This window comes from Microcoleus sp. N9_A2 (assembly GCF_036701775.1).
In the GTDB taxonomy this organism is placed as follows: domain Bacteria; phylum Cyanobacteriota; class Cyanobacteriia; order Cyanobacteriales; family Microcoleaceae; genus Microcoleus.
In genome coordinates this window covers 12,490-35,502 of record NZ_JAUBRH010000063.1, presented here as the reverse complement: position 1 = coordinate 35,502, position 23,013 = coordinate 12,490, and the positions used below count along the sequence as shown (strand labels likewise).

Genomic DNA, 23,013 nt, shown 5'->3' with positions numbered 1-23,013 from the left:
GCCGGATGACGGGAAACTATCACGTCCGGTTTTGCATGGGAGTTCGGGGTAGCGATACCCCGTTCGACCCTAACAAATGGGATCGTAAATGTTCTTACTGCTCAATTGAGAACGTTCCGCTCCAAGTGGAACACATCCAGCCCAAAGCAAAAGGCGGCACAAATCGGATCTCTAATCTGTGCCTGGCTTGCGAGAAATGCAATCTCAAAAAAGGGACTCAGGATATTAGCGTTTTCTTAGCCAAAAAGCCAGATGTTTTGAAGCGGGTTCTAGCTCAAGCAAAGCGCCCCTTAAAAGACGCGGCGGCGGTCAACTCAACCCGATGGGCATTGTTCAACCGACTAAAAGAAACGGGTCTTCCTGTCTCCACAGGTTCGGGTGGTCAGACCAAGTACAACCGTACTCGATTAAGCCTGCCTAAAACTCACTGGTTAGATGCGGCTTGTGTGGGTCAGATTGATTTCTTGGAAGTGCTAACTAATCAGCCCTTACTGATTAAATCAACAGGACAAGGAAATCGACAGTCCACTAGAAATGATAAATACGGTTTTCCTTGTGCCAAGCCTAGACAGTCTTTTACTCATTGTAGGACTGGTGACATTGTTGCCATTCAGCTTCTAGAAGACCGCAAGCGATTCCAATCAGGACTTTACGTTGGACGGGTCAAGACTCCAACAGATAAAGGTGTTGAGATCAAGATCGGTGATTTTCGACTGAGTACAAAAGATATGAGCAACGTCAAATTTTTGCACAAACAGGATGGTTATCAATATGCGTCAATTGACTCCGCTTTACTCCAATAAAAGCGTTTTTAGTAATATGACAGAAAAATCGATAGGGATAACAGTAGGAGCATTTCGACTACAGGCAAAGATACTCAGATACAGGTAGTGCGGGAAGTGCGATCGCGATCGCGCCAAGGAGTGAAACAATTCTCCGTCTGAATCACTTGTGCCAACTTGACGCAGAAACATCTACCAGCCTTCTGTCGCAAGGGGTTGCAGCATTAGGCAGCCTGCGATCGACGGAGCTAGCGAGAGTAAAAACTAATGGATACTTTCTAATGGATACTTTCATTTACATTTTTCGCGCCGCAGGCATTGTTGCTTGGCCCCTGTTTGCCTCGTCAATCGCAGCAGTCGCGTTGATTATAGAGCGTCTTGCCTTTTGGTTTAGGGTAAATCGGCGGCAGCGGCGAGTCGTGCGAGAAGTTCTAAATCTCTACCGCGAAAACCCCAATTCCGCCATCAAAAAATTACAAGTAAACGCCGATTTGCCTTTGGCCCGGATTTTTTTAGAAGCTTTAGAATTAGACTCGCCCAACATCGAAGAATTTCGTTTGGCCCTAGAAAGTGGCGCTCAGGCCGAAATCCCCATCCTGAAGCGATTTAATACAATATTTGATACCATTATCAGCCTTTCCCCACTATTTGGGTTGCTCGGCACTGTTTTGGGATTAATTACCACTTTTGGCTCGCTCAAACTGGGAGAAGCCGGGAGCAGCAATGCCGCAGGCGTTACCGGTGGGATTAGCGAAGCCCTCGTCTCTACGGCAATAGGGTTAGTGGTGGCAATTTTTACGCTTTTATTTGCCAATATGTTTCGCGGGTTTTATTTACAACAAATTGCTTTTATTCAGGAAGCTGGAGGGCAGCTAGAATTATTGTACCGTCACCGCTACGAAAAACTACCGAGAGAATCTAACTATGCGTCTACCCGATGAACCCGATAACATTGCTCAGATCAATATCGTGCCAATGATTGATGTGGTATTCGCTATATTGACGTTTTTAATCATTTCTTCTCTGTCTTTATCCAAATCTGAGGGTTTGCCGGTAAATTTACCAAAAGCGACAACCTCTCAAAGTCAGGAAGCACCTTCTAAAATTACCATCACCATTGATGAATCGGGAAAATTAATGGTTGATAAAAAGCCAGTCAACTTAGACCAGATTGAGGGTGCGGTGCGCGAGGTGATGGGTTCTAATCAGACTTCTTTAGTTATTTTGAACGCGGATAAAGGTGTCAATCACGGAAATGTTGTGGAAGTTATGGATCGATTGCGCCGAATTAAGGGAGCTAAGTTAGGGATTGCTACCATCAAGTAGAGAGTTAGTAGAATTCCTACTTGAGAATTTTCTCATACCCTTAAACTGCAATTTCCCGATGCAGATGTACTAAAGATCGTAGGATTGACGCACTGGTGCTTAGAAACCGTGTTTTTTCAATAAAATATAGCTTTCTGTTTCTCTGTCTTGCAGAAAGGTAAAAGCTAATTGATGAGGCTGGTGCTGGCACCTGTAGCGCAGGAAGTCTAAAGCTGTCGAACTGTTTTACCGGAGATTTCTCAAAAATCCTTCAAAGGTTGAGCCATTCTACTTGTTGCACTCATTGCAACCCTGAGATCTTGAAATCGACGATCGCGCGGCCGGTAACTGCGATCGTTTCTTCAAAAGCTTTTTTTGAGGTGTTACTCAAATTTATTGATATAAATTCTTGATTAATCTGAAGTCATTAAAAGCTAAATTATCAATTTTGGTCAGCAGTAATTCATAATTATTTTTAATATAATTGTTCGATAGTCATAAGCTTTAGGTTAAAAATAACGGACTCATCCAATCTAGAAGCCAATTTTAAACGGATTTGCAGCTTAAAGCGAGGCGGACTCCAAGAGCGCCCCTAACTTGTCGGAAGTCCGCCAGTGAAGTTTTGCCAAAAATCCAATAAAGTTTATCAATAAAAAAATCAATATTTGCTTGACATTTGCAAACAATTTATTTATTTTAATAAGACTATTGCAAATATTATGCAATAATTGTTAGATTGTTGACTGCGACCCGAGAGCATCGTCTCTCATGTCAGGAAACTAAATTGAAACTACGACTACAGATAGCTGCGCCTGTGAGTAACAGACTTGGTTTCCGTGTTTGTGTTGGTAGGTTTTCAGCAGAGTACAAGTGACCAGATTGCTGCTCAATCGGTGCATTCGCTCTTACAGATGGTGTAGAGTCTCAAGTTTTTTTAAGTGTGTGGTGTGGAAATGAAACTGTGTCTGCCGTTTTTTTGTGTGGCGCTGCTCGGCGTTGGTATCATGCCCGTAGCAGCAGTTGGGCCAAGGAGTTTCTCTGACGGCGTTAACCCAGACTCTGGTGAAACTGCACCTGAGAGCGCCCCCGATCCGAGTTCCATAAATCCCTCACAAGAGGACGATCGCACTCAATCTCAATGGTGGGCGATGGCTTCTGCGATCGTGCCCCAAAAAACCCTCGAAGAAAAGCCCTCATCTAAAAGCGAGGAGTTAGAAGTCAAGCACAATACAGAAAACAACGACCAAAAGCCCAATTCTGACTTGACATTTGCTCCAGAGTACAATGGCGATCGCCCTTCTCCTATTCCTAATATTGAACCGACAGCACAGGCAAAAGAGCCCACAGCAGCAATACCAAAACTCGACGAAATAGCTCGTCCGAATACCAGTGTAGAAAGCTTATTAAATCCGTCGAGACCGAGTTTGACCAACTTTTCAGATGTTGTGCAAATCTCTCAATCAGTCGTACAAGTAACCGGCGTGCGATTGAACCCAACACAGGCAGGTTTAGAAGTCATTTTAGAAACAGCAGAGGGGCAAATCCTGCAAGCGAAGACCAGGACTGAGGGCAAAACTCTAATTGCGGATATTGCCAATGCTCAATTAGTTCTACCTGACGGTCAAGAATTTAGCGCCCAAAATCCATTTGAGGGAATTAATTTAGTCACGGTGACTCAGGTTGATGCTAGTAGTATCCGCCTCAGCATCACGGGTCAAGAAAATTTGCCAACAGCAGGTGTACTCAGAAGCACCAGCGGTTTAGTTCTGAGTGTCAGCACAGAAAAAATTAATATCATTGTCACAGGCAATCAGCAAACTCCCTATCTACAGCCCAATGCTTCCTCCGCCACCCGCACAGATACCCCAATCCGCGATATTCCGCAGTCTATCCAAGCTGTCCCCCAAGAGGTGATAGAAGATCAACAAGCCGTGCGACTAGAAGAAGTATTACGCAACGTTAGCGGTGTCACATTGGGCGGAAATAGTACAGGTAGAGGCGGCAGTTTCGGCCTTCGGGGTTTTGACAATGCTCCTGTCTTGCGAGATGGGTTCAGGCAGTACGGTTCTTTTGAAACTTTTCCAGAAGTCGCCAATCTCGATCGCGTTGAAGTTCTGAAAGGGCCAGCTTCAATTTTGTATGGGGAAATTCAACCGGGGGGTTTAATTAACTTGGTATCCAAACAACCGCTGTCCGAACCTTTTTACGAAGCCGAACTGCAACTAGGAAGCCGAAATTTTGTCAGCCCCCGCTTTGACATTTCCGGCCCCTTAACTTCAGATGGCAGCCTGCTTTATCGCGTCAACGGATTGTACCGAACAAGTGAGAGTTATCGGGGTTTTGATCAAAACAATGAGCGCTTGTTTATTGCGCCGACGCTTGCTTGGAGAATTGGTGATCGCACCAACTTGACAGTTTCTCTTGAATACACCGATGATAAGCGGGCTGCTGATAATGGAATTGCTGCTATTGGCAATCGAGTTGTTGACGTTCCGCCCGATCGCGTGGCCAGCGAACCTGATGATGCGATCGGAACCCAATACTTCAATGTTGGCTACAATTTCGAGCACCGTTTCAGCGAGAACTGGAAAATCCGAAATGCGTTTCGCTATTCATCCTACGACTTCGATTTCAATGTGGTCGCTCTTCAATTTGGCTTTGATGATGAAACTGCCAACGTTACTCGCTTCTTTGCTTCTCAAGACGGGCAGAATAAAAACTACGCTCTCCAAACAAACATCGTAGGCGAGTTTGCTACAGGTTCAGTCGAGCACACTCTCATATTCGGTGCAGACATCAGCTACAGCGATGACAGAATTTACTCGGTGGGTGATTTTGTGACACCAATTCCCCTCAATATTTTCAATCCAGTTTACGGTCAAGTTCCCAAACCAGATGAAGGTACACTAGCTGGTTTTGGAGGGAATGATGTAGAAACAAGCCGATATGGTTTCTACGTGCAAGATCAAATTGCCATCTTCGATAATTTAAAGCTGTTAGCAGGTCTTCGCTATGACACCGCAGAGCAAACAAACCGAGTAATTCCGGGTACTTCCAACCCAGATGGCGGTGAAACAACTCAAAATTACAATAATTTTACCCCCCGTGTAGGGATTGTTTATCAACCCATTCCAGAACTTTCTCTTTATGCGAGTTATTCGCGCTCTTTTAATCCAGGTTCGGCAACAACAGCCGGTGGCGGTCTGATCGAACCCGAAACCGGATCGGGGTACGAAGTCGGTGTCAAGGCTGAGTTGCTCGACAGAAGGTTACTCGCTACTCTGGCATACTTTGACATTAAAAAACAGAATGTTGCTGTCACAGATCCGAATAATTCTTTGTTCTCAATTGCCTCTGGGGAACAGCGGAGTCGAGGCATTGAACTAGACGTATCCGGACAAATTTTGCCGGGGTGGAATGTTATTGCTGCTTACGCCTACACTGACGCTGAAGTTACAGCAGATACAGACCGCGATCTAGTTGGCAACAGATTGTTTAATGTTCCCGAACATAGCGCTAGTCTGTGGACAACTTATCAAATTCAAAGCGGCGATTTGCAGGGTTTAGGTTTTGGGGTTGGGTTTAACTTTGTGGGGGAGAGACAAGGGGATTTATCTAACAGCTTTGAAGTGGATAGTTATTTCCTCCCCAATGCCGCTGTTTTTTATCAGCGCGATAATTGGCGAGCTGCCATCAACATCAAAAATCTGTTCAATGTCAACTACATCGAATCTTCCACCGGTAGAACTGGCATTCAGCCAGGTGAACCATTAACAGTAATTGGTTCATTTTCCGTGCGGTTTTGATGTTTTTTTGCCAAGGAAAAACAACTCAATCAAGGTTTGATTTTTTATCCCAGGAGATATCCATGAAACGATTTCAACTCAAGGCAATTCTAGCTGTAACTGCGGTATTGGCGATCGCTTGTCAAGCCGCATCAGATATACCTGAAGCGAATAAACCGGTAGATGGGGCCGCCCCAACAAACACTTCTAGTACCTCTGAAAAAACAGCCTCGCAAGCGTCCCAGAAAGTCGCGCCCCCGTCGCCTGTAGCCACTCAAGTTATCTCGATGAATGCTTATAAAGTCCCTTACTTAGGATTTAATGGCGTGTTTAATCTCAACACAGAACACCAAAACTCTGTCAAAGATCCGCGCAACCCCAAACGCATTGATGTCGAAAAAATGGAGAAATTCAGCTTCTACCAAGATGCAGCGGGGAAAAAACCGATCGCGCGCAACTGCCAGTATGTCTACATGGGTGCAACTGGCGATTCCAAGTATTACGCCGAATATAAAATGACTTGGGATTTATTTGAGTTGGTGAAAGAAGAAAAGCAAGATCCAAACTGCAATAAGTTCCAGTATCTCAGTTTCGTACCGCCGCACGGTGAATTAAAGGGTGAACCAATACATATGCACTTTCGGTATGCCAGTAAGCCATCTAGTTTTGCAACGCTGGTGAATATGACCAAAGATCCAGAGGATGCGACTAAATTTAGTCCTTGGTTTGCCACTTATTGTGGTGGTGGCAAAACAAAATGCGGTACAGGAGAGTAACATTTAGAATCGAAAAAAGTGCCTTTATTGTCAAGTCAAATACAATCATAAAACTTGTTGCATTTAATCCTTAATAGCCTGTTTCAGACATGAAAATCCGCAAATTGATACTAACAATACATGGTTCGATTGCGATTGCGATCGGGCTATTACTAACTGTGATTAGTTTGAGTGGTAGCGCCCTTGTATTTCACCAGGAACTAGATCGCGCGATTCACCCATCTTTCATGCGAGTTGTTCCCCAAGCAAAGCTAGCATCGCTGGATGAAATGATCGCACCAGTGCAAGCTGCTTATCCTAATTTCCCCTTAGAGTCAATTCGCTTTCCTCAAACGCCGGATGGCAGCTATCAGATCACAATAAAAGCCCAAGACGGAGAAAGCTTAGATACATTTGTTAATCCTTACACGACTAAGATTTTGGGAGCGAGAAAATGGGATAATTCACCAATAGGATTTCTCTATAACTTCCACTACAAATTAGCTATAGGTCAAGTGGGAATGGTGGCTGTCGGTATAACTGGCTTGCTATTTTTACTAATCGTAATTACAGGGATAATATTGTGGAGTGGTTGGCGAAAGTTAAAAACAGGCTTTACAGTTCGCACGACTGCACCACTACCATTATTAAGTTACGATATCCATCAAGTCGGAGGCATTTTATCAAGTACATTTTTACTAATTCTGGCTGTTACAGGTGCGATATTGTCATTTTTAGTTCTGCAATCTTCATTCAATCAATCTCCGCAATTGGCAAAAGTCTTACCCCCTGCGAAACAACCCATAGCTTTAAGTGAACTGTTACGCAAAGCGGATGCAGCCATGCCGGATGGAAAAACGACTTATGTAGTTTTTGACGAACATGAACCAGAAAAAATTACAGTTAGCAAGCAACTTCCTCACGAGTCAATTCGATTTGCTCTGAGTAATGTAGAACTGAACCGATATAGTGGGGAAGTGTTGACAGTGAATCGCGTTGTAGAACCGCCACCTATGTTAAAGTTTATGATTGCGATCGGTACTATTCATTTCGGTCTTTTTGGCGGAATTTATAGTCGTATTCTCTATGTATTCATCGGCTTAATACCCAGTGTTTTACTAATCACTGGTTCGGTGAATTGGGAACGGAGACGGTGGCTGAAGGCAAGACGGGAATCAACATCCCAATTGCGGGCAAATCAAACTGAGTCAAATCGGTTTTCTTAAGCAGGATTTACTCACAAGAAAGAAACCGGGTTTTTATGAAAAGTTGACGATTTTCAACTAGAGATTTATGATTTAACTAGGGCTTGCTGAAAAAGCCCACAAATCGAATCTAGGTGCCAAACAGCTTGAAAAATGGGAGATTCGGAGATGGGTTCCCAAATTTACTCCACAATTTTCCACCGAAATCCAAGGATTTTGAGCCAAAAAACGTCATAACGAGAGCACTTTTTTGTGTTTAAAAATCTTGAAACCCTTGGCAGTCATAGCTTCTAGTTCTATTCAGCAAGCCCTAACTAGGTTTATGGTTTATGACCCTGAAGCCTGTAAATCCTATTCGGTTGATAGCGAACAATCTGAATTCATATTCAAGTTTAACAACGCCATCGGCGTTGCTGATTTACGGTATGAAAGGCTAAATATGCCAGTCATAGAAACCTGTATCGACAAAGCTTGGGGATTTAAAACTTATTTTTTTCATACCCTGATTAAGCAACGCCAGATTTTTAAGCCGGAGTGGGTAGCAGTTAAAAATTAAAGTCCTTACTGCCAACAAACAGGAAGGACTTTAATTATTTATTCCTGAGTTTTAAGGACGAACATCCTTACTACACACGTTAAATACTTGCCATTACTTCGCGGGCGGCAGCCAAAGTGCGATCGACATCTTCCTCAGTATGAGCCAAAGAAGTAAATCCAGCCTCAAACTGCGAAGGAGCCAGATAAATACCGTGCTCCAACATTCCGCGATGAAAGCGGCCAAACTTTGCTACATCAGACTTTTTCGCATCGTCGTAATTGTGCACTGGCCCCGCCGCAAAAAACAAGCCAAACATCCCGCTAATTTGCCCGCCGCAAACCGCGTGTCCGGCTTCCTTAGCAATTTTCAGCAATCCGTCGGACAGTTTTTTCGTAATCCTATCCAACTGTTCGTAAGTGCCAGGTTTTTGCAGCAATTCCAAAGTTTTAATCCCAGCAGTCATCGCCAAAGGATTTCCCGAAAGCGTACCAGCTTGATACACAGGGCCCGCTGGAGCAACCATCCCCATAATATCGCGCCGTCCGCCGTAAGCTCCCACCGGCAAACCGCCGCCGATAACTTTACCCAAAGTCGTCAAATCTGGGGTGACACCGAATTTTTGCTGAGCTCCACCGTAGGCGATACGGAAACCGGTCATTACTTCATCAAAAACTAACAAAGCGCCGTTATCTTTGGTAATTTCCCGCAAACCTTCGAGGAAACCTGCATCCGGTACAATAAATCCGGCATTTCCTACAACTGGTTCGAGAATTACGCCTGCGATTTCGCCCGGATATTCGGCAAATAAAGCTTTGACTGCTTCTAAGTCATTGTACGGAGCGTTGAGGGTGTTGGCGGTAGTGGATTTTGGCACCCCAGGCGAGTCGGGAAGGCCGAGAGTTGCGACACCCGAACCGGCTTTTACCAAAAACATATCGGCGTGCCCGTGATAGCAGCCTTCAAATTTAATCAATTTATCGCGTCCGGTGAAGGCTCGCATCAGCCGCAAAACGGCCATGCAGGCTTCGGTGCCGGAGTTGACAAATCGCACCATTTCAATGCTGGGAACGGCATCAATGACCATTTCGGCGAGTACGTTTTCCAACAGCGATGGTGCGCCGAAACTCGTACCTTTTTCTAAAGATTCGTGCAGGGCTTTGATGACTTCCGGGTGGGCGTGGCCACAGATGGCTGGGCCCCAAGTGCCTACATAGTCAATGTATTGGTTTTCGTCAACATCCCAAATGTAGGCTCCTTTTACCCTGTCAAAGACTATTGGCCCTCCGCCTACGGATTTGAAGGCGCGCACGGGGGAACTGACGCCACCGGGCATCAACTTCTGGGCGGCGGCGAAAATTTCTTCTGATTTGCTCGTTTTCAAGGTTGTGGAAACCAATGTTTTCTCCTTAGTGAACGTCTGTTGTTGGTAGAATAATTTTATAGCCAGTTCAACATAAAGGTTAGGTCGATTCAAGGAAACTATTCTAGTAGATTTTAGGGTACAAACCAATGAGTAGCAATACTAGCTTGGGTTTTTTAAGCTTTGTCGCACTAGCACCGTGAAGCGAAGCTATCCCGTAGGGAATCGCCCTAAAATGTAATTTTTTGTAAAATAGTTCTTGACAATTGAGCCATCACTTGCTCAAACTTCTCTCTTCCTCTGCCTCATCTGCGTTCTCTGCGGTTAATAAAAAAACAATTTCCGACAGGAAAGCGTTAATCTATATTACAAAGTTGAAATAAAATTATGTCTACTACTGATTTATCGAGTTTGAGCCGATCGATCCCAATTGAAAAGATCCGTTACGACGATCGCGGTTTAGTGCCTGCGATCGTCCAAGATTATTTGGACGGTACGGTGTTAATGATGGCCTGGATGAATCGGGAGTCGCTGCAGAAAACGCTCTCTACCGGGCAAACTTGGTTCTGGAGTCGATCGCGCGCCCAATTGTGGCCAAAAGGCGCGACTTCGGGACACATTCAAAATGTCAAAGGGCTGCGTTACGACTGCGATAGCGATGCTTTGTTGGTGACAGTGGAACAAGTCGGAGATATTGCTTGTCACACGGGAGAAAGAAGTTGTTTTCACCAAGTTGATGGGGAAATTGTACCGCCGCCCGGGGATATGTTATCTCAATTATTTGACGTGATTTGCGATCGCCGCGATCATCCTAACGAAAGTTCTTATACTTGCAAATTGTTCGAGGGCGGCGACAACAAGATTCTCAAGAAAATTGGCGAAGAGTCGGCGGAAGTTGTGATGGCTTGCAAAGATGACGACAAAGATGGAATTGCTGGAGAAGTTGCGGACTTATTTTATCACGCTTTGGTTGCTTTGGCTCACCATCAAGTTGATTTGAGAGAAGTTTATCGCAAATTGGGCGATCGTCGAAAATAAATTAGTTAGTTGACGGTTAACTGTTGACTGTTGACCTTTCGACTTCGCTCAGGGCATCGCTGTTGACTGTTGACCCTTCGACTTCGCTCAGGGCATCGCTGTTGACTGTTGACTGTTGACTGTTGTGGAGATTTCTAATATTAGATTCTCGTTTTCAACATTCGATCGAGCTTTTGCAAAATTGCGATCGCCAATATCACGCTAACAGCCAAACCCAACCAAAAATTATCCGCCCCCCATTTACCCTGATCCAAGGCGAAACCGCCCAGCGGAGGCCCGATTAAATAGCCGATCGCCCAACACTGAGAATTAAGCGCCAAATACACGCCCCGCAAAGACTCCGGCGCTAAATCCACCACCAAAGCCGAAGCAAAAGGCGTATAAGCAACTGTCGCTAAGGACAAAAAGCTCAAGCCTAAAACAGCTAAAAATAGATTGCCAGTTGCTGCCATTCCCGTCAAGCCGATCGCGATAAATCCCATTCCCCACAGCAGCGCCGAAATCATCAAAGCTTTTGGATGGGAAAACCCCCTCAAAGCTTTCACAATCGGCAGTTGCAAAGCTACCGTTAAAAATGTACTAAAAGCAAACAAAACGGTAATTGTACCTGTAGAAAAGCCTGTTCCCGATGTCCCCACCTGCACAAACTTACTAAAATACAGCGGCATTGTGGTTTGAATTTGGGAAATGTAGAGAGTGAACAAAATATTTACCGAGGCATATACTAGCAAAGTGCGATCGTTCAACGCCACCATCCAGCCATTTTTGAGATTTTTTGGGCTGGCATCTGTTGCAGTAGAAGGTTTGTAGGTTTCTGAAATCGCGATCGCCACCACCGCAAACAGCACTATAAACGAGATACCATCGATAATAAAGAGCGATCGATAATTCCCCGTTACCGCAATCAAAACACCGCCAAAAATAATCCCAACTTGCAAACCCAAATTATCAGCAAGCCGCGTCAAAGCAAAAGCCTCCTGTCGCCGATCGCCCTCCGTTAAATCCGCCACCATTGTCTCCGTTGGAGGCCAATACAAACCCACGCCAAAACCCATCAGTACATTTCCTGCAACTAAGCCGGCGAAATTATTAGTTGCCGCCAGTACAAAAGAAGCGACAGCCGCAATCATTGTCGCCAGCAATAAAGTTCGCCGCCTTCCCCAAAATTTAGAATCGCAAAAAGAACCGCCCAAAACGCGGCCGAATATTCCCGCAATTGAACCGATACCCAAACCGATACCAACAGCAGTTGCAGATAAACCGACGCGATCGACAAAAAAGATCGGCGCATAAAATAAAGTAAAACCGGTGCCGCTTTGGGAGAGGAATCTGCCTGCGGCGAGAATCCAGACTTGAGTGGGGAGACGGGGAAGCCAAGATGATAGTTGAAATTTCAATTTAGGCATATACAGCAGATTGTAGGTCGATGGAGTTAGCAATTAGTGGTAAATTAATAGGGTGTCTCAGCTTGTAGCGGTCAATATATCGATCGAACAATCCGCCGCTGACGCACCACCCTACCAGAAAATTGGGGTTAGAGCCTCCCCCTTCTAGGGGGACTTTCTCCATATTTTTAGAGGAAGTTAGGCATTCCTACCTATGATAAATGTGTTATCATAGGAACAGGAGGAAATGTAAGATGCTCGTTCTCGAATTCAAGGCTTACGCAAAACCAGATCAATTCCAGGCAGTCGATGAAGCGATTAGAATTTGTCAATTCATTCGCAACAAATCGATCCGACTGTGGATGGATGGTGGCGCTAAATCTTGGTTCGATCTTTCTAAGTATTGTGCGATTTGGGCAAAAGAATTTGAATTTGCAAATAAGTTAGGTGCGATGGCCAGGCAGGCTAGTGCAGAAAGAGCATGGGCTAGTATTTGTCGATTCTTCGATCATGTTAAAAAAGGCATTAAAGGTAAAAGAGTTGGGTTTCCTAAATTCCAGAAAAATTGTCGTTATGTTGAGTACAAAACTAATTCTTGGAAGCTCTCGGAAGATAGGAAATTAATCACCTTTACCGATAAGTGTGGAATTGGCAGACTGAAGTTAAAAGGTACTCGCGACTTAAATTTTTATCAACCAGACAAAATTAAGCGGGTGCGGTTGGTAAAACGAGCAGATGGATATTACGTCCAGTTTTGCATCTCTGTAGAACGAGTATAAACCGCTCCCATGACAGGCAAAACGATTGGACTAGATGTCGGTTTGAAAGAGTTTTACACTGATTCAAATGGCTTCATGGTTCCTAACCCTAGATTTCTGCGTAGACGCGAAGCACGAATAAAACGTGCTGCGCGTCTTGTAAGTCGGAAAGTCAAGGGTGGGTCAAATCGCCGCAAAGCTAGAGTGATTTTAGGTAAGCGACATCTCAAAATAAGTAGACAGCGTAAAGACCATGCAATTAAGCTTGCAAGGTGCTCCCATCACATCAAACGATGTAGTAGTTTACGAAGATTTGAGAGTGTCTAACCTGGTTAAAAATCACTGCCTAGCCAAATCAATAAGCGATGCTTCTTGGTATCAGTTCAGAGTGTTCTTAGAATATTTTGGAAAAGTGTTTGGTCGGATAACTATTGCGGTAAATCCTGCTTACACCAGTCAAGAATGCAGTAATTGCGGGGAAGTCGTTAAAAAATCTCTATCCACTCGAACCCATGTTTGTCAGTGTGGATGCGAGATTGATAGGGATCGTAATGCCGCAATTAATATCCTGAATCGCGGGATAGGTACGACGGGGCACGTCGGAACCTCTGTACTAGATGCAGTAAACGCTTAGGGAGATTGGATCTCTGGATCGGGTGCAGTAATGTTCTTGATTTAAGTCCTCGCGCTGAACTAAGAATCCTCACGCCTTGAGGCCCAGGAGTGTCAAAACCGACTAAATTAGTAGCGTGCGTCAGCTTTTAGCCGTTAATTATCTATAAAACAATCCGCTGCGGTTGCGCCTAAAATTACAAATGTTCTATCGCGCGATCGAACATTTTCCCGCCAGCTTAACAATTCTTCTAAGTCAGTTAAAAAAGTTACCATTCATTTAAAAATACTTAACACGATTTTAGGAAAAAATTAGTTAAGCTCTAGGAAAGGCAGAAAAAAATTTTAGAGGGTCTAATATTTTTATGACAGCTATTACAACATCAAGAGTGGAATCAATCAAACCGCGCTGGCAAGCAATTGTCATGGTAGCCCTAATTTTCTGGCTCAGCGCTAGCCTGATTATGGATTTAGTAATTATGCCCAGCCTGTTTGTATCGGGAATGATGACATCTCCTGAGTTTGCAACAGCCGGAAATATGATGTTCTGGGGATTCAACCGCGTTGAGTTGATCTGTTCGGGCGTGGTAGCAACGGGTTTGATGGTTTTGAGCAATTTATTCGGTGACTTCGGCAAGCGCAGTCGCACAGCAATCATATTATCATTGGTACTTCTGGCGATCGCCCTGATTGACACCTACAGTCTCACACCTCAAATGAGCGCCTTGGGAATGCAGCTAAATCTGTTCGATTCAGCAGCAGAAGTCCCCGCCGGGATGAATTTACTCCACCAAGGATATTTTGTCTTGGAAGCTGTGAAGTTGACCCTCGGCGCTACCTTGGTGGGCTGGTGCTACCAAAACCAAGTTTAACCGACACAATGTTCAGAGGTTGAGTTGATAAAAAACTCAAAAATTAGCGGCGGGCGTGAATTCACACCCGCCGTTAATTTTTGGAAATTTTAGCCATCTTGATATATTGCAGTCAATCCTACTCGGAAGCTTCCGCCTCATCAGATTTTGGCCACAGCAACCGCAAGCCCATTACCGCAAATCCGATCGCCGCGAGTCCCTTTACCAGTCGTTCCGGCAACACCTCAGCCGTGCTGAAGCCAATGGCTACGCCGATTAAACTCGCCAGCAGCAGCGCCGACGCCGTACCGAAAAATACAGCCCGCGGCGAGTTACAACTACTGCCCAGGGCGATCGCAGCTAATTGACTTTTGTCTCCCAATTCTGACAAAAAAACTGTAATAAAACTTAGTCCCAAAAGTTGCCAGTCCATGTTTTTTTAGTTCTTAGTTAGCTATTGTAGAAATCTAGGACCTACCGACAAGGCAGACAATTAACCAAGCACTTCCCACAGCAGAACCGCCGAAATCGCCAGCAAAATCACTCCTGCAGCTCTCTCCAAAGTTCTCGGAGCAATCCGACTAGCCAGCCACCTTCCCAGCAACACCCCCAGCAAACTGGTTGCTATCAAAGCCGAACCCGCACCCGCAAAAACGATCCAAGGATTTCGAGATTCAGCCGTCATCAGCAAAATCGCGAGCTGAGTTTTGTCTCCAATTTCAGCTAAAAAAATAGTTGCAAAAGTCGAAGCAAAAATTGCCCACTGCTTCGACTTCAGTTTCTTTTGTTCCTGACAAATACCGGGATTTACAGTCACTGAGAGTTCAGCGGGCTCCGGGGTTAAAGCAGCACAAATCTCAGTAACCTCTTTTATTTGTAGTTGTACCTGTTGTGGCAAATCATAATTGAGGTTTACTGAGTCAGAAGCAGACAAGCTTGGCGGAACAGAATCAAGTTTCACGGGCAATGAGTGCTAAACGCTATTTATTTTTGACTTGTACTTTTGATTCTAACTTTCTCTGTGCCTGCTTTTACCAACAAGAATTGGTTTAAAGCCGGAACCCTTGTAGGGAGAAATTAAAATCAGACTATTCATTACTCCAATCCTCTTCCTTCTTTTGTCAAGTGCTGTCAACCCTTCTCTAAGCAACCAGTCAACAGTCAACAGTCAACAGTCAACAGTCAACTGAATGAACAAAACTGGTTCATGTGCCGTAAGTTCGATCGCCCGCATCACCCAAACCAGGTACAATAAAACCCTGTTCATTGACTATTTCGTCGATCGTCGCCGTGTAAATAATCAAACTAGGGTACTCTGCACTCAGCATCTTCAAAGCTGGAGGAGCAACCACAACAGAAATAATCCGAATCAAGCTCGGATCAATTCCCCGCGAAGTCAATTCCTGCATTGTCGCCACAATCGTGCCACCAGTCGCCAGCATCGGCTCGCTAATTATCACCCGCGTTTCCGGGTTAAACTGCGCCGGCAATTTATTCAGATAACAACTCGGTTGCAGCGTCTCCTCATTCCTGACCATCCCCAGATGGTAAACCGAAGCCAGCGGCACCACCGTCTGAATTCCTTCCAGCAGCGACAAACCCGCCCGCAAAATCGGTACCACAACTAACGGAGCTTCCGGGTTAATAAACGTCGCCGGACATTGTGCCAAAGGCGTCTGCACCGTTGTCTCCACAGTCGGGAGCCACTCTCGAATTGCCTCGTAGGCCAGCCACCTTCCCAATTCTGTCATCGCAGAACGAAAAAGTACCGATGGGGTGGCCGCGTCGCGGGCGACAGCCAGCCAGTGTTTAATTAACGGATGTGGAGGAACGTAAACGCGCAGTTGCAGGGACATGAGGAAATTGCCGAGATTGCTAGGTTTCAGGGATTTTATGCACAGAGCGATCGTTTTCGTTGTAGCCCCCGTAGGGGCGGAATTCATGAACGGGCGATCGATCGCTCTGTGCAACTTATCACAATCTTCAATTTTTTCATCTAAAATCTCAAATCCCAAATGGTATCACTACCTTGGTTTGCCAACCTCAAGACCAGCTTATTGAAATTCTTTACCAATAGTATTGACATTAGTTGGCAACAAGGCTATATTCATTTTAGTGTTCTCCTCTCAAAGGATCGGCAGACGAGGGCAGTCGGCAATGGTAGACTGCTCTCGCATTTTTTTTTAAGCATTTCTTTTTGAAGCATCGGGCATCGGGCATCGGGCATCGGGCATCGGGCATCGGGCATCGGGCATTATCGGTTGCCTAACTTCGGTCTTCCTTACCAGAAACAATTGGTTTAAAGCCGGAACCCTTAAAGGCGAGAAATTAAAAGAAAACTATTCATTACTCCAATCCCCTTCCTTTTAGGTAGAGGTCGCACTCATCTGTCAACTGTCAACTGTCAACTGTCAACTGAATGAAATCCGTTACATAATCCGTTGCCGAACTTCTTCCTTCTGGAGCGATCGACTGTAAAATTATCTCAATATTAAGATTTTTAACCCAATGTCAGCTCCTACTCAATCCCAGTTATTCTCTCCCAACTCCGGCCCTACAGAGCAAGAATTTGATGTGATAGTCATCGGTTCCGGCATTGGCGGACTCGTGACAGCCACCCAGCTAGCAGCCAAGAAAGCCAAAGTTTTGGTGCTCGAAAGCTACACAATTCCCGGCGGTAGTGCTGGATATTTCGATCGAGAAGGCTACAGATTTGATGTCGGAGCCTCCATGATATTTGGATTCGGACAGCGCGGCACCACCAATCTCCTCACCCGCGCCCTCAAAGCAGTCAACGTCACCCTAGAAACAATTCCCGACCCCGTACAGCTTCACTATCACCTACCCGACGGCTTGGATTTGGAAGTACCCCAGCCTTATGAGAAATACTTGCAAGAATTAACCGACAGGTTCCCCCACGAACGCCAAGGAATCCAGAAATTTTACGGCGAATGCTGGAACGTCTTCAACTGCCTCAACGGCATGGAATTGCTATCCCTAGAAGAACCCGGATATCTGGTGCGAGTCTTCTTTCAAAATCCTTTAGCCTGTTTGGGATTAGTAAAATATTTGCCTCAAAATACTGGCGACATTGCGCGGCGCTACATAAAAGACCCGACTTTACTGAAATTTATCGACATGGAATGCTACTACTGGTCTGTAGTACCCGCAGACTTAACACCGATGATTAACGCCGGAATGGTATTTTCCGACAGACATTACGGCGGCATAAATTATCCCAAAGGCGGAGTCGGTCAAATTGCCCAAAAATTGGTCGAAGGATTAGAAAAATGCGGCGGGAAAATTCAATACAAAGCTAAAGCAAAAAAAATTATCACAGAAAACGGCCGCGCTGTCGGAGTCGAACTGGCAACCGGCGAAGTTTACCGCGCCAAGCGAATAGTTTCTAACGCTACGCGGTGGGATACTTTCGAGAAATTGCTGCCCGCAGAAGAGATGCCAGCTAGCGAGAAGAAATGGCAGCAACGCTATCAAAAAGCCCCCAGTTTCTTGAGTTTGCATTTGGGAGTGGAAGCAAGCGTAATCCCTGCTGGTAGCGCCTGCCACCACATTTTGTTAGAAGAGTGGGACAAAATGGAAGCGCCGGAGGGAACTGTTTTGGTGTCAATTCCGACCGTGCTCGACCCGGATTTAGCTCCCGCAGGATATCACATCGTTCACGCTTTTACTTCGAGTTGGATGGAAGAGTGGGAAGGACTTTCGCAGCAGGAATACGAGGATAAAAAGGAAGAGGCCGCAGGGAGAATCATTGAAAGATTAGAAAAGATTTTTCCCGGTTTAGATGCCGGTTTGGATTATATGGAAGTGGGGACAGCGCGTTCTCACCGCCGCTTTTTGGGGCGCGAAGACGGAACTTACGGGCCGATTCCGCGACAAAAGTTAATGGGTTTGTTGGGAATGCCGTTTAATCGAACTTCTATGCCTGGTTTGTATTGTGTGGGCGACAGTACCTTTCCCGGACAGGGTTTAAATGCGGTGGCGTTTTCTGGGTTTGCTTGCGCGCACCGAATAGCGGTTGATTTGGGTTTTTAGTGGTAGGGTGCGTCACATTTTTCGCTTGAAATACGACATAAAATGTGAGGCTTCGGGGCAGTCTACAAAAAGACTAAAAACCCGGTTTCTGGAGAGAAACCGGGTTTTTAACCTCAAAATTAGTGTTTTCCATTCTTTTAATGAGTTTACTGGTCGTAGCTGCCGCCGACGCCGATTTGGGTATTGTAGATTTTGGCATCTGTGATGGTCATATCTTCCATTGATGCACCGGATACGTCGGCGGTGTTGATGATGGCTGCGGTCAGATTGGCTCGATCGAGGTCTGCGTCATTTAAACTGGCATTAGTCAGGAAAACTTTGGTTAAGTTAGCACCCGTCAAGTTAGCACCCGTCAAGTCAGCACCTTCGAGGTTTGCCTGAGATAGGTTTGCTCCTCGTAAATTTGCTTCTCTCAAATCAGCACCAATTAAATGTGCTCCAGTTAAATCTGCTCCTGACAAGTCGCACTGAAAACATTGCCCCGTTGACAATAACTGTTTGACCTGAACGGGATTTTCAGCGCGGGCCGGGCCAGCCAACAGTAGGGGAGTAATTAAAAAAGTAGCGGCTAATAGATTGCGTTTCATAATCCTTTTTCCTCACCAGACTCTGTATTTAACTTCTTGTGTTGATATCTACAATCTTACCACGGTTGTTTTCGCAAGTTGCGATCTATTTCACAGCTTGGCTGTGATATCGATTCCCCTCAAAAACGCATAGATGGTCTTGACCAGCTCGCAAAACATAATTTCGCAAAACTTAACACTGCCGAACTTAATACAGTGCACTTTTGTAGTAACCTTTTCTAGGTTAGCTAATATAGCCAAGCGATGTGTCTTTCTGAAGATGGATATGATTCGCAATACGAGGGATGATTTTAGTGATAATCCTATCGCAAAAAGTTCACATAAAATACTTTGTTTTTAATAAAAGTGTCACGAGACTGAAAAATTAATTTAAGATAAAGATAAGCTTATAACTTTATAGGTAGAGAAAAAGCAGTCACTGGCTTGATCCCCAGTCCAAGCTCGGCTGCATTTTTAACAATAAATTTTAATTAGGTCTCAGCAGCGCCGTAAAAATCCACCTAGTGCTTGGAAATCAGCACTTTTTTGGAATGTCGCAGAGTCCACGCGATCGCACAACTCAATTAAATATGCTCAAAAACGATTCCTCCAAGTATCTGCCAACATTAGCTCAAGTAATAGACCGCTACCCCTTGACAGTTGCGCCCGATACCCCACTAGCAGAAGTAATTACCCTGATGGGCCAACGGCGCGGAAGTTGCTCTCTAAACGCAGCCATTGCACCAACCGATATCTATCAGCCACTAACAGACATCGCAAATTCCCCCACCTCAAGTGCATTCAGAGACGCGACAGGTATCTGCGTCTTTGTCGTGGAAAAATCCCTAGAAAAATTATCGTCGCACTCTGGTTCACATTCTCAATTGCAAGGAATTTTCACAGAAAGGGATCTTGTCGATTTGATTGCCTCGGGCAAAAACTTAAAAGGTGTCACCATCGCAGAAGTGATGAGGCAGCCTGCAGCAACTCTGACAAAATCCGAGACTCAAGACATTTTCAGCGCCCTAATTCTGCTGGGGCAACGAAGAATTAAGCATTTGCCAATATTGGATAGTCAAGGTCAACTCTTAGGAGTAATTACGCCGGAAAGCATTCGCCAAGCCATGCTGAAACCGGCAAATATCTTAAAAATGCGGCGCGTGAAAGAAGTAATGACGGCACAAGTCATTCAAGCACCTCGCTCAGCGTCAGTTAGGAGTTTAGCTGAGTTGATGGCCGAGCACCGCGTTAGCTGCGTAGTAATTACCGAATCAACAGAATTATCGATGGATTTACCGTTCCCCATTCCAGTAGGTATAGTCACAGAACGGGATATTGTCGAATTTCAAGCTTTAGATATAGATTTGTCGCAGACGATCGCCCAAACTGTGATGAGTACCCCCTTATTTAGCCTCAAGCAAGAAGACTCGCTGTGGGTAGCTCATCAGGAAATGCACCAGCGTTTAGTCCGCAGGTTGGTAGTAACGGGGGAACAGGGAGAACTCCTGGGAATAGTTACTCAAACCAACATACTGCGTGTACTTGACCCGATGGAAATGTCCGGGGCGATCGATGTTCTACACGATTCAGTGGCAGAAAGGACTAGGGAATTGGAAAAAGCGATCGCATCCCTCAGCTTGACTAACGCCAGACTAGAAAGCGAAATTGCTACCCGCGTTAGGGCCGAGGCTAGACTCCACCTTTTAGAATCTGCTGTAGTGAACGCTAACGACGCAATCGTGATTATGGATGCGGGAGACAGCGATATCTCCGACCCCACCATCATCTATGCCAACGAAGCTTTTACCCAAATGACGGGCTACCTACCCGAAGAAATCATTGGACAAACCCCCAGTTGCTTGCGTGGCCCAGAAAGCGACCCAACCCAAGTCGCTAAAATTCGCCGTACTTTCTCTCGCCGAGAACCCCTACGCCTAGAATTGATTAACTACCGCAAAGACGGTTCAACTTATTGGGTGGAACTCAACAGCGTACCCATTGCCGACAACTCCGGGAACGTTACCCACTGGGTGTCGGTGCAGCGAGATATTAGCGATCGCAAGCGCATGGAACAAGCATTTTTTAAAGAAAAAGAACTCGCTCAGGTTACTCTACAATCGATCGGTGATGCCGTAATCACTACTGACGCCGACGGCTGCATTTCCACCCTGAATCCAGTTGCCGAAATACTCACGGGTTGGTCTACATTGGAAGCTAAAGGTTTACCCCTCGCGAAAGTGCTGAGAATAGTTGACGAAACTACCAGGCTGCCGATCGAAAATATCGCCGAAATCGCTTTGTGCGAAGGTCGGATTGTTGACCAAGGGCGCAACAATTTGCTGATTGCCCACAACAACACTGAATTTGCGATCGACCACTGCGTCGCCCCCATCCACGCTAGCAGCGGCGAAATTGTCGGGGCCGTCGTTGTGTTCCGAGATGTCACGCAAGTGCGAACTCAAGCGCGGCAACTCACCTGGCAGGCAACTCATGACCCCCTGACGCAATTAGTCAACCGCCGGGAATTTGAATACCAGCTAGAGCACGCCCTACACGGCGCTCAAGGTTACGGGCAAGAACACGTGATGCTTTACCTGGATCTCGATCGGTTCAAAATAGTTAACGACACCTGCGGTCATGCTGCAGGGGACGAACTGCTGCGCCAAGTCAGCCAGCTATTTAAAAGCAATATCCGCAAAACCGATATTTTGGCGCGTTTGGGTGGCGATGAATTTGCCGTACTCCTGTACCATTGTCCCGTCGAACGAGGATTGAATGTGGCTGAAACGCTGCTGCGAAGCATTCAGGGATTCCGCTTTGCGTGGCAGGAAAAAACTTTTTCGATCGGCGTCAGTATTGGTTTGGTAGCAATCCATCCCAAAGCAGCCTCGACATCTACGATTTTAAGCGCGGCCGATATGGCTTGCTACGCTGCTAAAAATAAAGGTCGCAACCGGGTACAGGTTTATCAAGCCGGCGATCAAGAATTAATCAAACAGCATGGCGAAACCGAGTGGGTGGTGCAAATTCATCAAGCTTTAGAAGAGAATCGCTTTTGCTTGTACTCTCAGCCGATCGTACCTTTGCTCAACTCTCCAACCACCGGAACCCACTGCGAAATCCTCCTGCGCCTCCAGCTTGAAACTGGTGAGTTGGTGTCGCCGATGGCGTTTATTCCGGCTGCAGAACGCTACAACTTGATGCACGCGATCGACTGCTGGGTAATTCGTACTTTATTTCGCAATCTATCTAAAATTTTCACGGCAAATTTATTCGTCCAAAACCCTGGGGTAGACAGCGATAAAATAGTTACCTTCCCTGCTTGCTCTCTTTTGTCTAATCCGCAATCCTCATTTGGCAAATATCCCAACCTTTATTCAATCAACCTTTCTGGGGACAGCCTCAACGAAGAAAAGTTTATCGAGTTTATTCAGGAACAGTTTTCCATCCATCAAATACCGCCGCAAATAATTTGTTTTGAAATTACCGAAACCGTGGCGATCGGTAATCTCAGCAAGGCAGCCAGCTTGATTTGGCAACTCAAAGAACTAGGCTGCCAGTTTGCCTTGGACGACTTCGGCAGCGGGATGTCTTCCTTTGCTTACCTGAAAAGCTTGCCGGTTGATTATCTCAAAATAGACGGCAATTTTATTAAGCATATTGTCGATAATCCTATTGATATCGCAATGGTGGAAGCTATTACAAAAATCGCTCACGTCATGGGAATTAAAACTATTGCCGAGTATGTTGAAAATCAAAAAATTATGGATAAACTAAATGAACTTGGGGTAGATTACGCTCAAGGTTATCATTTAGGAAAGCCTCAACCTTGTAACTTCACATCTCCTATTTTAGAGGAAGTTTTGGGGGAGTTTCCTCTTAATTCTTTGGCTTTTGAAGCTAAGCTGGCTTGTTGAAGAGTTGACATTTGACAGTTGACAGTTGACATTTGATAGTTGACATTTGATAGTTGACAGTTGACATTTGATAGTTGAATTTGACAGTTGACAGAAGGAAGAA

General features: G+C 45.4%; 18 protein-coding genes and 1 pseudogene. 12 read left to right on the top strand and 7 right to left on the bottom strand.

Annotated features, from left to right (window positions below; translation table 11 throughout):
- The 7 genes from QUA44_RS25545 to QUA44_RS25515 form a co-directional block, all read left to right on the top strand.
- On the top strand, window positions 1-803 hold an 803-nt coding region (locus QUA44_RS25545), incomplete at its 5' end, for an HNH endonuclease (RefSeq protein WP_333256482.1).
- A 260-nt stretch (window positions 804-1,063) separates the two neighbouring features.
- Entirely contained in the window at window positions 1,064-1,723 is a 660-nt protein-coding gene (locus QUA44_RS25540) for a MotA/TolQ/ExbB proton channel family protein (RefSeq protein ID WP_333256480.1), read from the top strand.
- The gene (locus tag QUA44_RS25535) at window positions 1,707-2,108 is read left to right on the top strand and encodes a biopolymer transporter ExbD (protein ID WP_333256478.1); all 402 of its coding nucleotides are present in this window, start codon (window positions 1,707-1,709) and stop codon (window positions 2,106-2,108) included. The genes QUA44_RS25540 and QUA44_RS25535 overlap by 17 nt, the downstream gene beginning before the upstream one ends.
- 932 nt (window positions 2,109-3,040) lie before the next feature.
- Window positions 3,041-5,893 (top strand): TonB-dependent receptor, encoded by a 2,853-nt coding sequence (locus QUA44_RS25530; protein ID WP_333256475.1) that lies wholly within the window; start codon window positions 3,041-3,043, stop codon window positions 5,891-5,893.
- A 62-nt stretch (window positions 5,894-5,955) separates the two neighbouring features.
- Window positions 5,956-6,648: a hypothetical protein gene (locus QUA44_RS25525; RefSeq protein ID WP_333256472.1), complete on the top strand. Its 693-nt coding sequence runs from the start codon at window positions 5,956-5,958 to the stop codon at window positions 6,646-6,648.
- A gap of 104 nt (window positions 6,649-6,752) precedes the next feature.
- The gene (locus QUA44_RS25520) at window positions 6,753-7,853 is read left to right on the top strand and encodes a PepSY-associated TM helix domain-containing protein (protein WP_333310005.1); all 1,101 of its coding nucleotides are present in this window, start codon (window positions 6,753-6,755) and stop codon (window positions 7,851-7,853) included.
- Window positions 7,854-8,154: 301 nt separating this feature from the next.
- Entirely contained in the window at window positions 8,155-8,388 is a 234-nt protein-coding gene (locus QUA44_RS25515; protein ID WP_333310002.1) for a hypothetical protein, read from the top strand.
- A gap of 79 nt (window positions 8,389-8,467) precedes the next feature.
- Here QUA44_RS25515 and hemL read toward each other — a convergent pair whose 3' ends face one another.
- Window positions 8,468-9,766 (bottom strand): glutamate-1-semialdehyde 2,1-aminomutase, encoded by a 1,299-nt coding sequence (gene hemL / locus QUA44_RS25510; RefSeq protein ID WP_333256465.1) that lies wholly within the window; start codon window positions 9,764-9,766, stop codon window positions 8,468-8,470.
- 351 nt (window positions 9,767-10,117) lie between these two features.
- Between hemL and hisIE the strand changes: the two genes are divergently transcribed.
- Complete coding sequence (hisIE, locus tag QUA44_RS25505; protein ID WP_333256462.1) at window positions 10,118-10,768, top strand: bifunctional phosphoribosyl-AMP cyclohydrolase/phosphoribosyl-ATP diphosphatase HisIE; 651 nt, start codon at window positions 10,118-10,120, stop codon at window positions 10,766-10,768.
- Window positions 10,769-10,908: 140 nt separating this feature from the next.
- Here the strand turns inward: hisIE and QUA44_RS25500 are convergent, their stop codons facing one another.
- Together QUA44_RS25500 and QUA44_RS25495 are read right to left on the bottom strand one after the other, a co-directional pair.
- A complete protein-coding gene (locus QUA44_RS25500) occupies window positions 10,909-12,174 on the bottom strand; it encodes an MFS transporter (RefSeq protein WP_333256459.1) in 1,266 nt (421 codons plus the stop codon).
- A complete protein-coding gene (locus QUA44_RS25495) occupies window positions 12,167-12,337 on the bottom strand; it encodes a hypothetical protein (RefSeq protein ID WP_333256457.1) in 171 nt (56 codons plus the stop codon). Before QUA44_RS25495 ends, QUA44_RS25500 begins: the two co-directional genes overlap by 8 nt.
- Window positions 12,338-12,407: 70 nt before the next feature.
- Here QUA44_RS25495 and QUA44_RS25490 point away from each other — a divergent pair.
- A pseudogene (locus tag QUA44_RS25490) lies at window positions 12,408-13,545 on the top strand (RNA-guided endonuclease InsQ/TnpB family protein).
- Window positions 13,546-13,888: 343 nt separating this feature from the next.
- Window positions 13,889-14,395 (top strand): hypothetical protein, encoded by a 507-nt coding sequence (locus tag QUA44_RS25485; RefSeq protein WP_333256454.1) that lies wholly within the window; start codon window positions 13,889-13,891, stop codon window positions 14,393-14,395.
- Between the two features lie 118 nt (window positions 14,396-14,513).
- Here QUA44_RS25485 and QUA44_RS25480 read toward each other — a convergent pair whose 3' ends face one another.
- From QUA44_RS25480 to upp, 3 genes are all read right to left on the bottom strand, one after another.
- Entirely contained in the window at window positions 14,514-14,807 is a 294-nt protein-coding gene (locus QUA44_RS25480) for a TMEM165/GDT1 family protein (RefSeq protein WP_333256451.1), read from the bottom strand.
- A 60-nt stretch (window positions 14,808-14,867) separates the two neighbouring features.
- Window positions 14,868-15,335, bottom strand: coding sequence for a TMEM165/GDT1 family protein (locus QUA44_RS25475; protein WP_333256449.1), 468 nt, complete (start codon window positions 15,333-15,335; stop codon window positions 14,868-14,870).
- Window positions 15,336-15,579: 244 nt separating this feature from the next.
- On the bottom strand, window positions 15,580-16,230 hold the full coding sequence (gene upp, locus QUA44_RS25470; RefSeq protein ID WP_333256485.1) for a uracil phosphoribosyltransferase: 651 nt from the start codon (window positions 16,228-16,230) through the stop codon (window positions 15,580-15,582).
- Between the two features lie 652 nt (window positions 16,231-16,882).
- On the opposite strand from upp, the gene crtH reads away from it, so the two are divergent.
- The gene (gene crtH, locus QUA44_RS25465; protein ID WP_333256446.1) at window positions 16,883-18,427 is read left to right on the top strand and encodes a carotenoid isomerase; all 1,545 of its coding nucleotides are present in this window, start codon (window positions 16,883-16,885) and stop codon (window positions 18,425-18,427) included.
- 146 nt (window positions 18,428-18,573) lie between these two features.
- Here crtH and QUA44_RS25460 read toward each other — a convergent pair whose 3' ends face one another.
- Window positions 18,574-19,014, bottom strand: coding sequence for a pentapeptide repeat-containing protein (locus QUA44_RS25460; RefSeq protein ID WP_333256443.1), 441 nt, complete (start codon window positions 19,012-19,014; stop codon window positions 18,574-18,576).
- A 530-nt stretch (window positions 19,015-19,544) separates the two neighbouring features.
- Here QUA44_RS25460 and QUA44_RS25455 point away from each other — a divergent pair.
- Entirely contained in the window at window positions 19,545-22,910 is a 3,366-nt protein-coding gene (locus QUA44_RS25455) for an EAL domain-containing protein (RefSeq protein ID WP_333256440.1), read from the top strand.
- The last annotated feature ends 103 nt before the right edge of the window (window positions 22,911-23,013 follow it).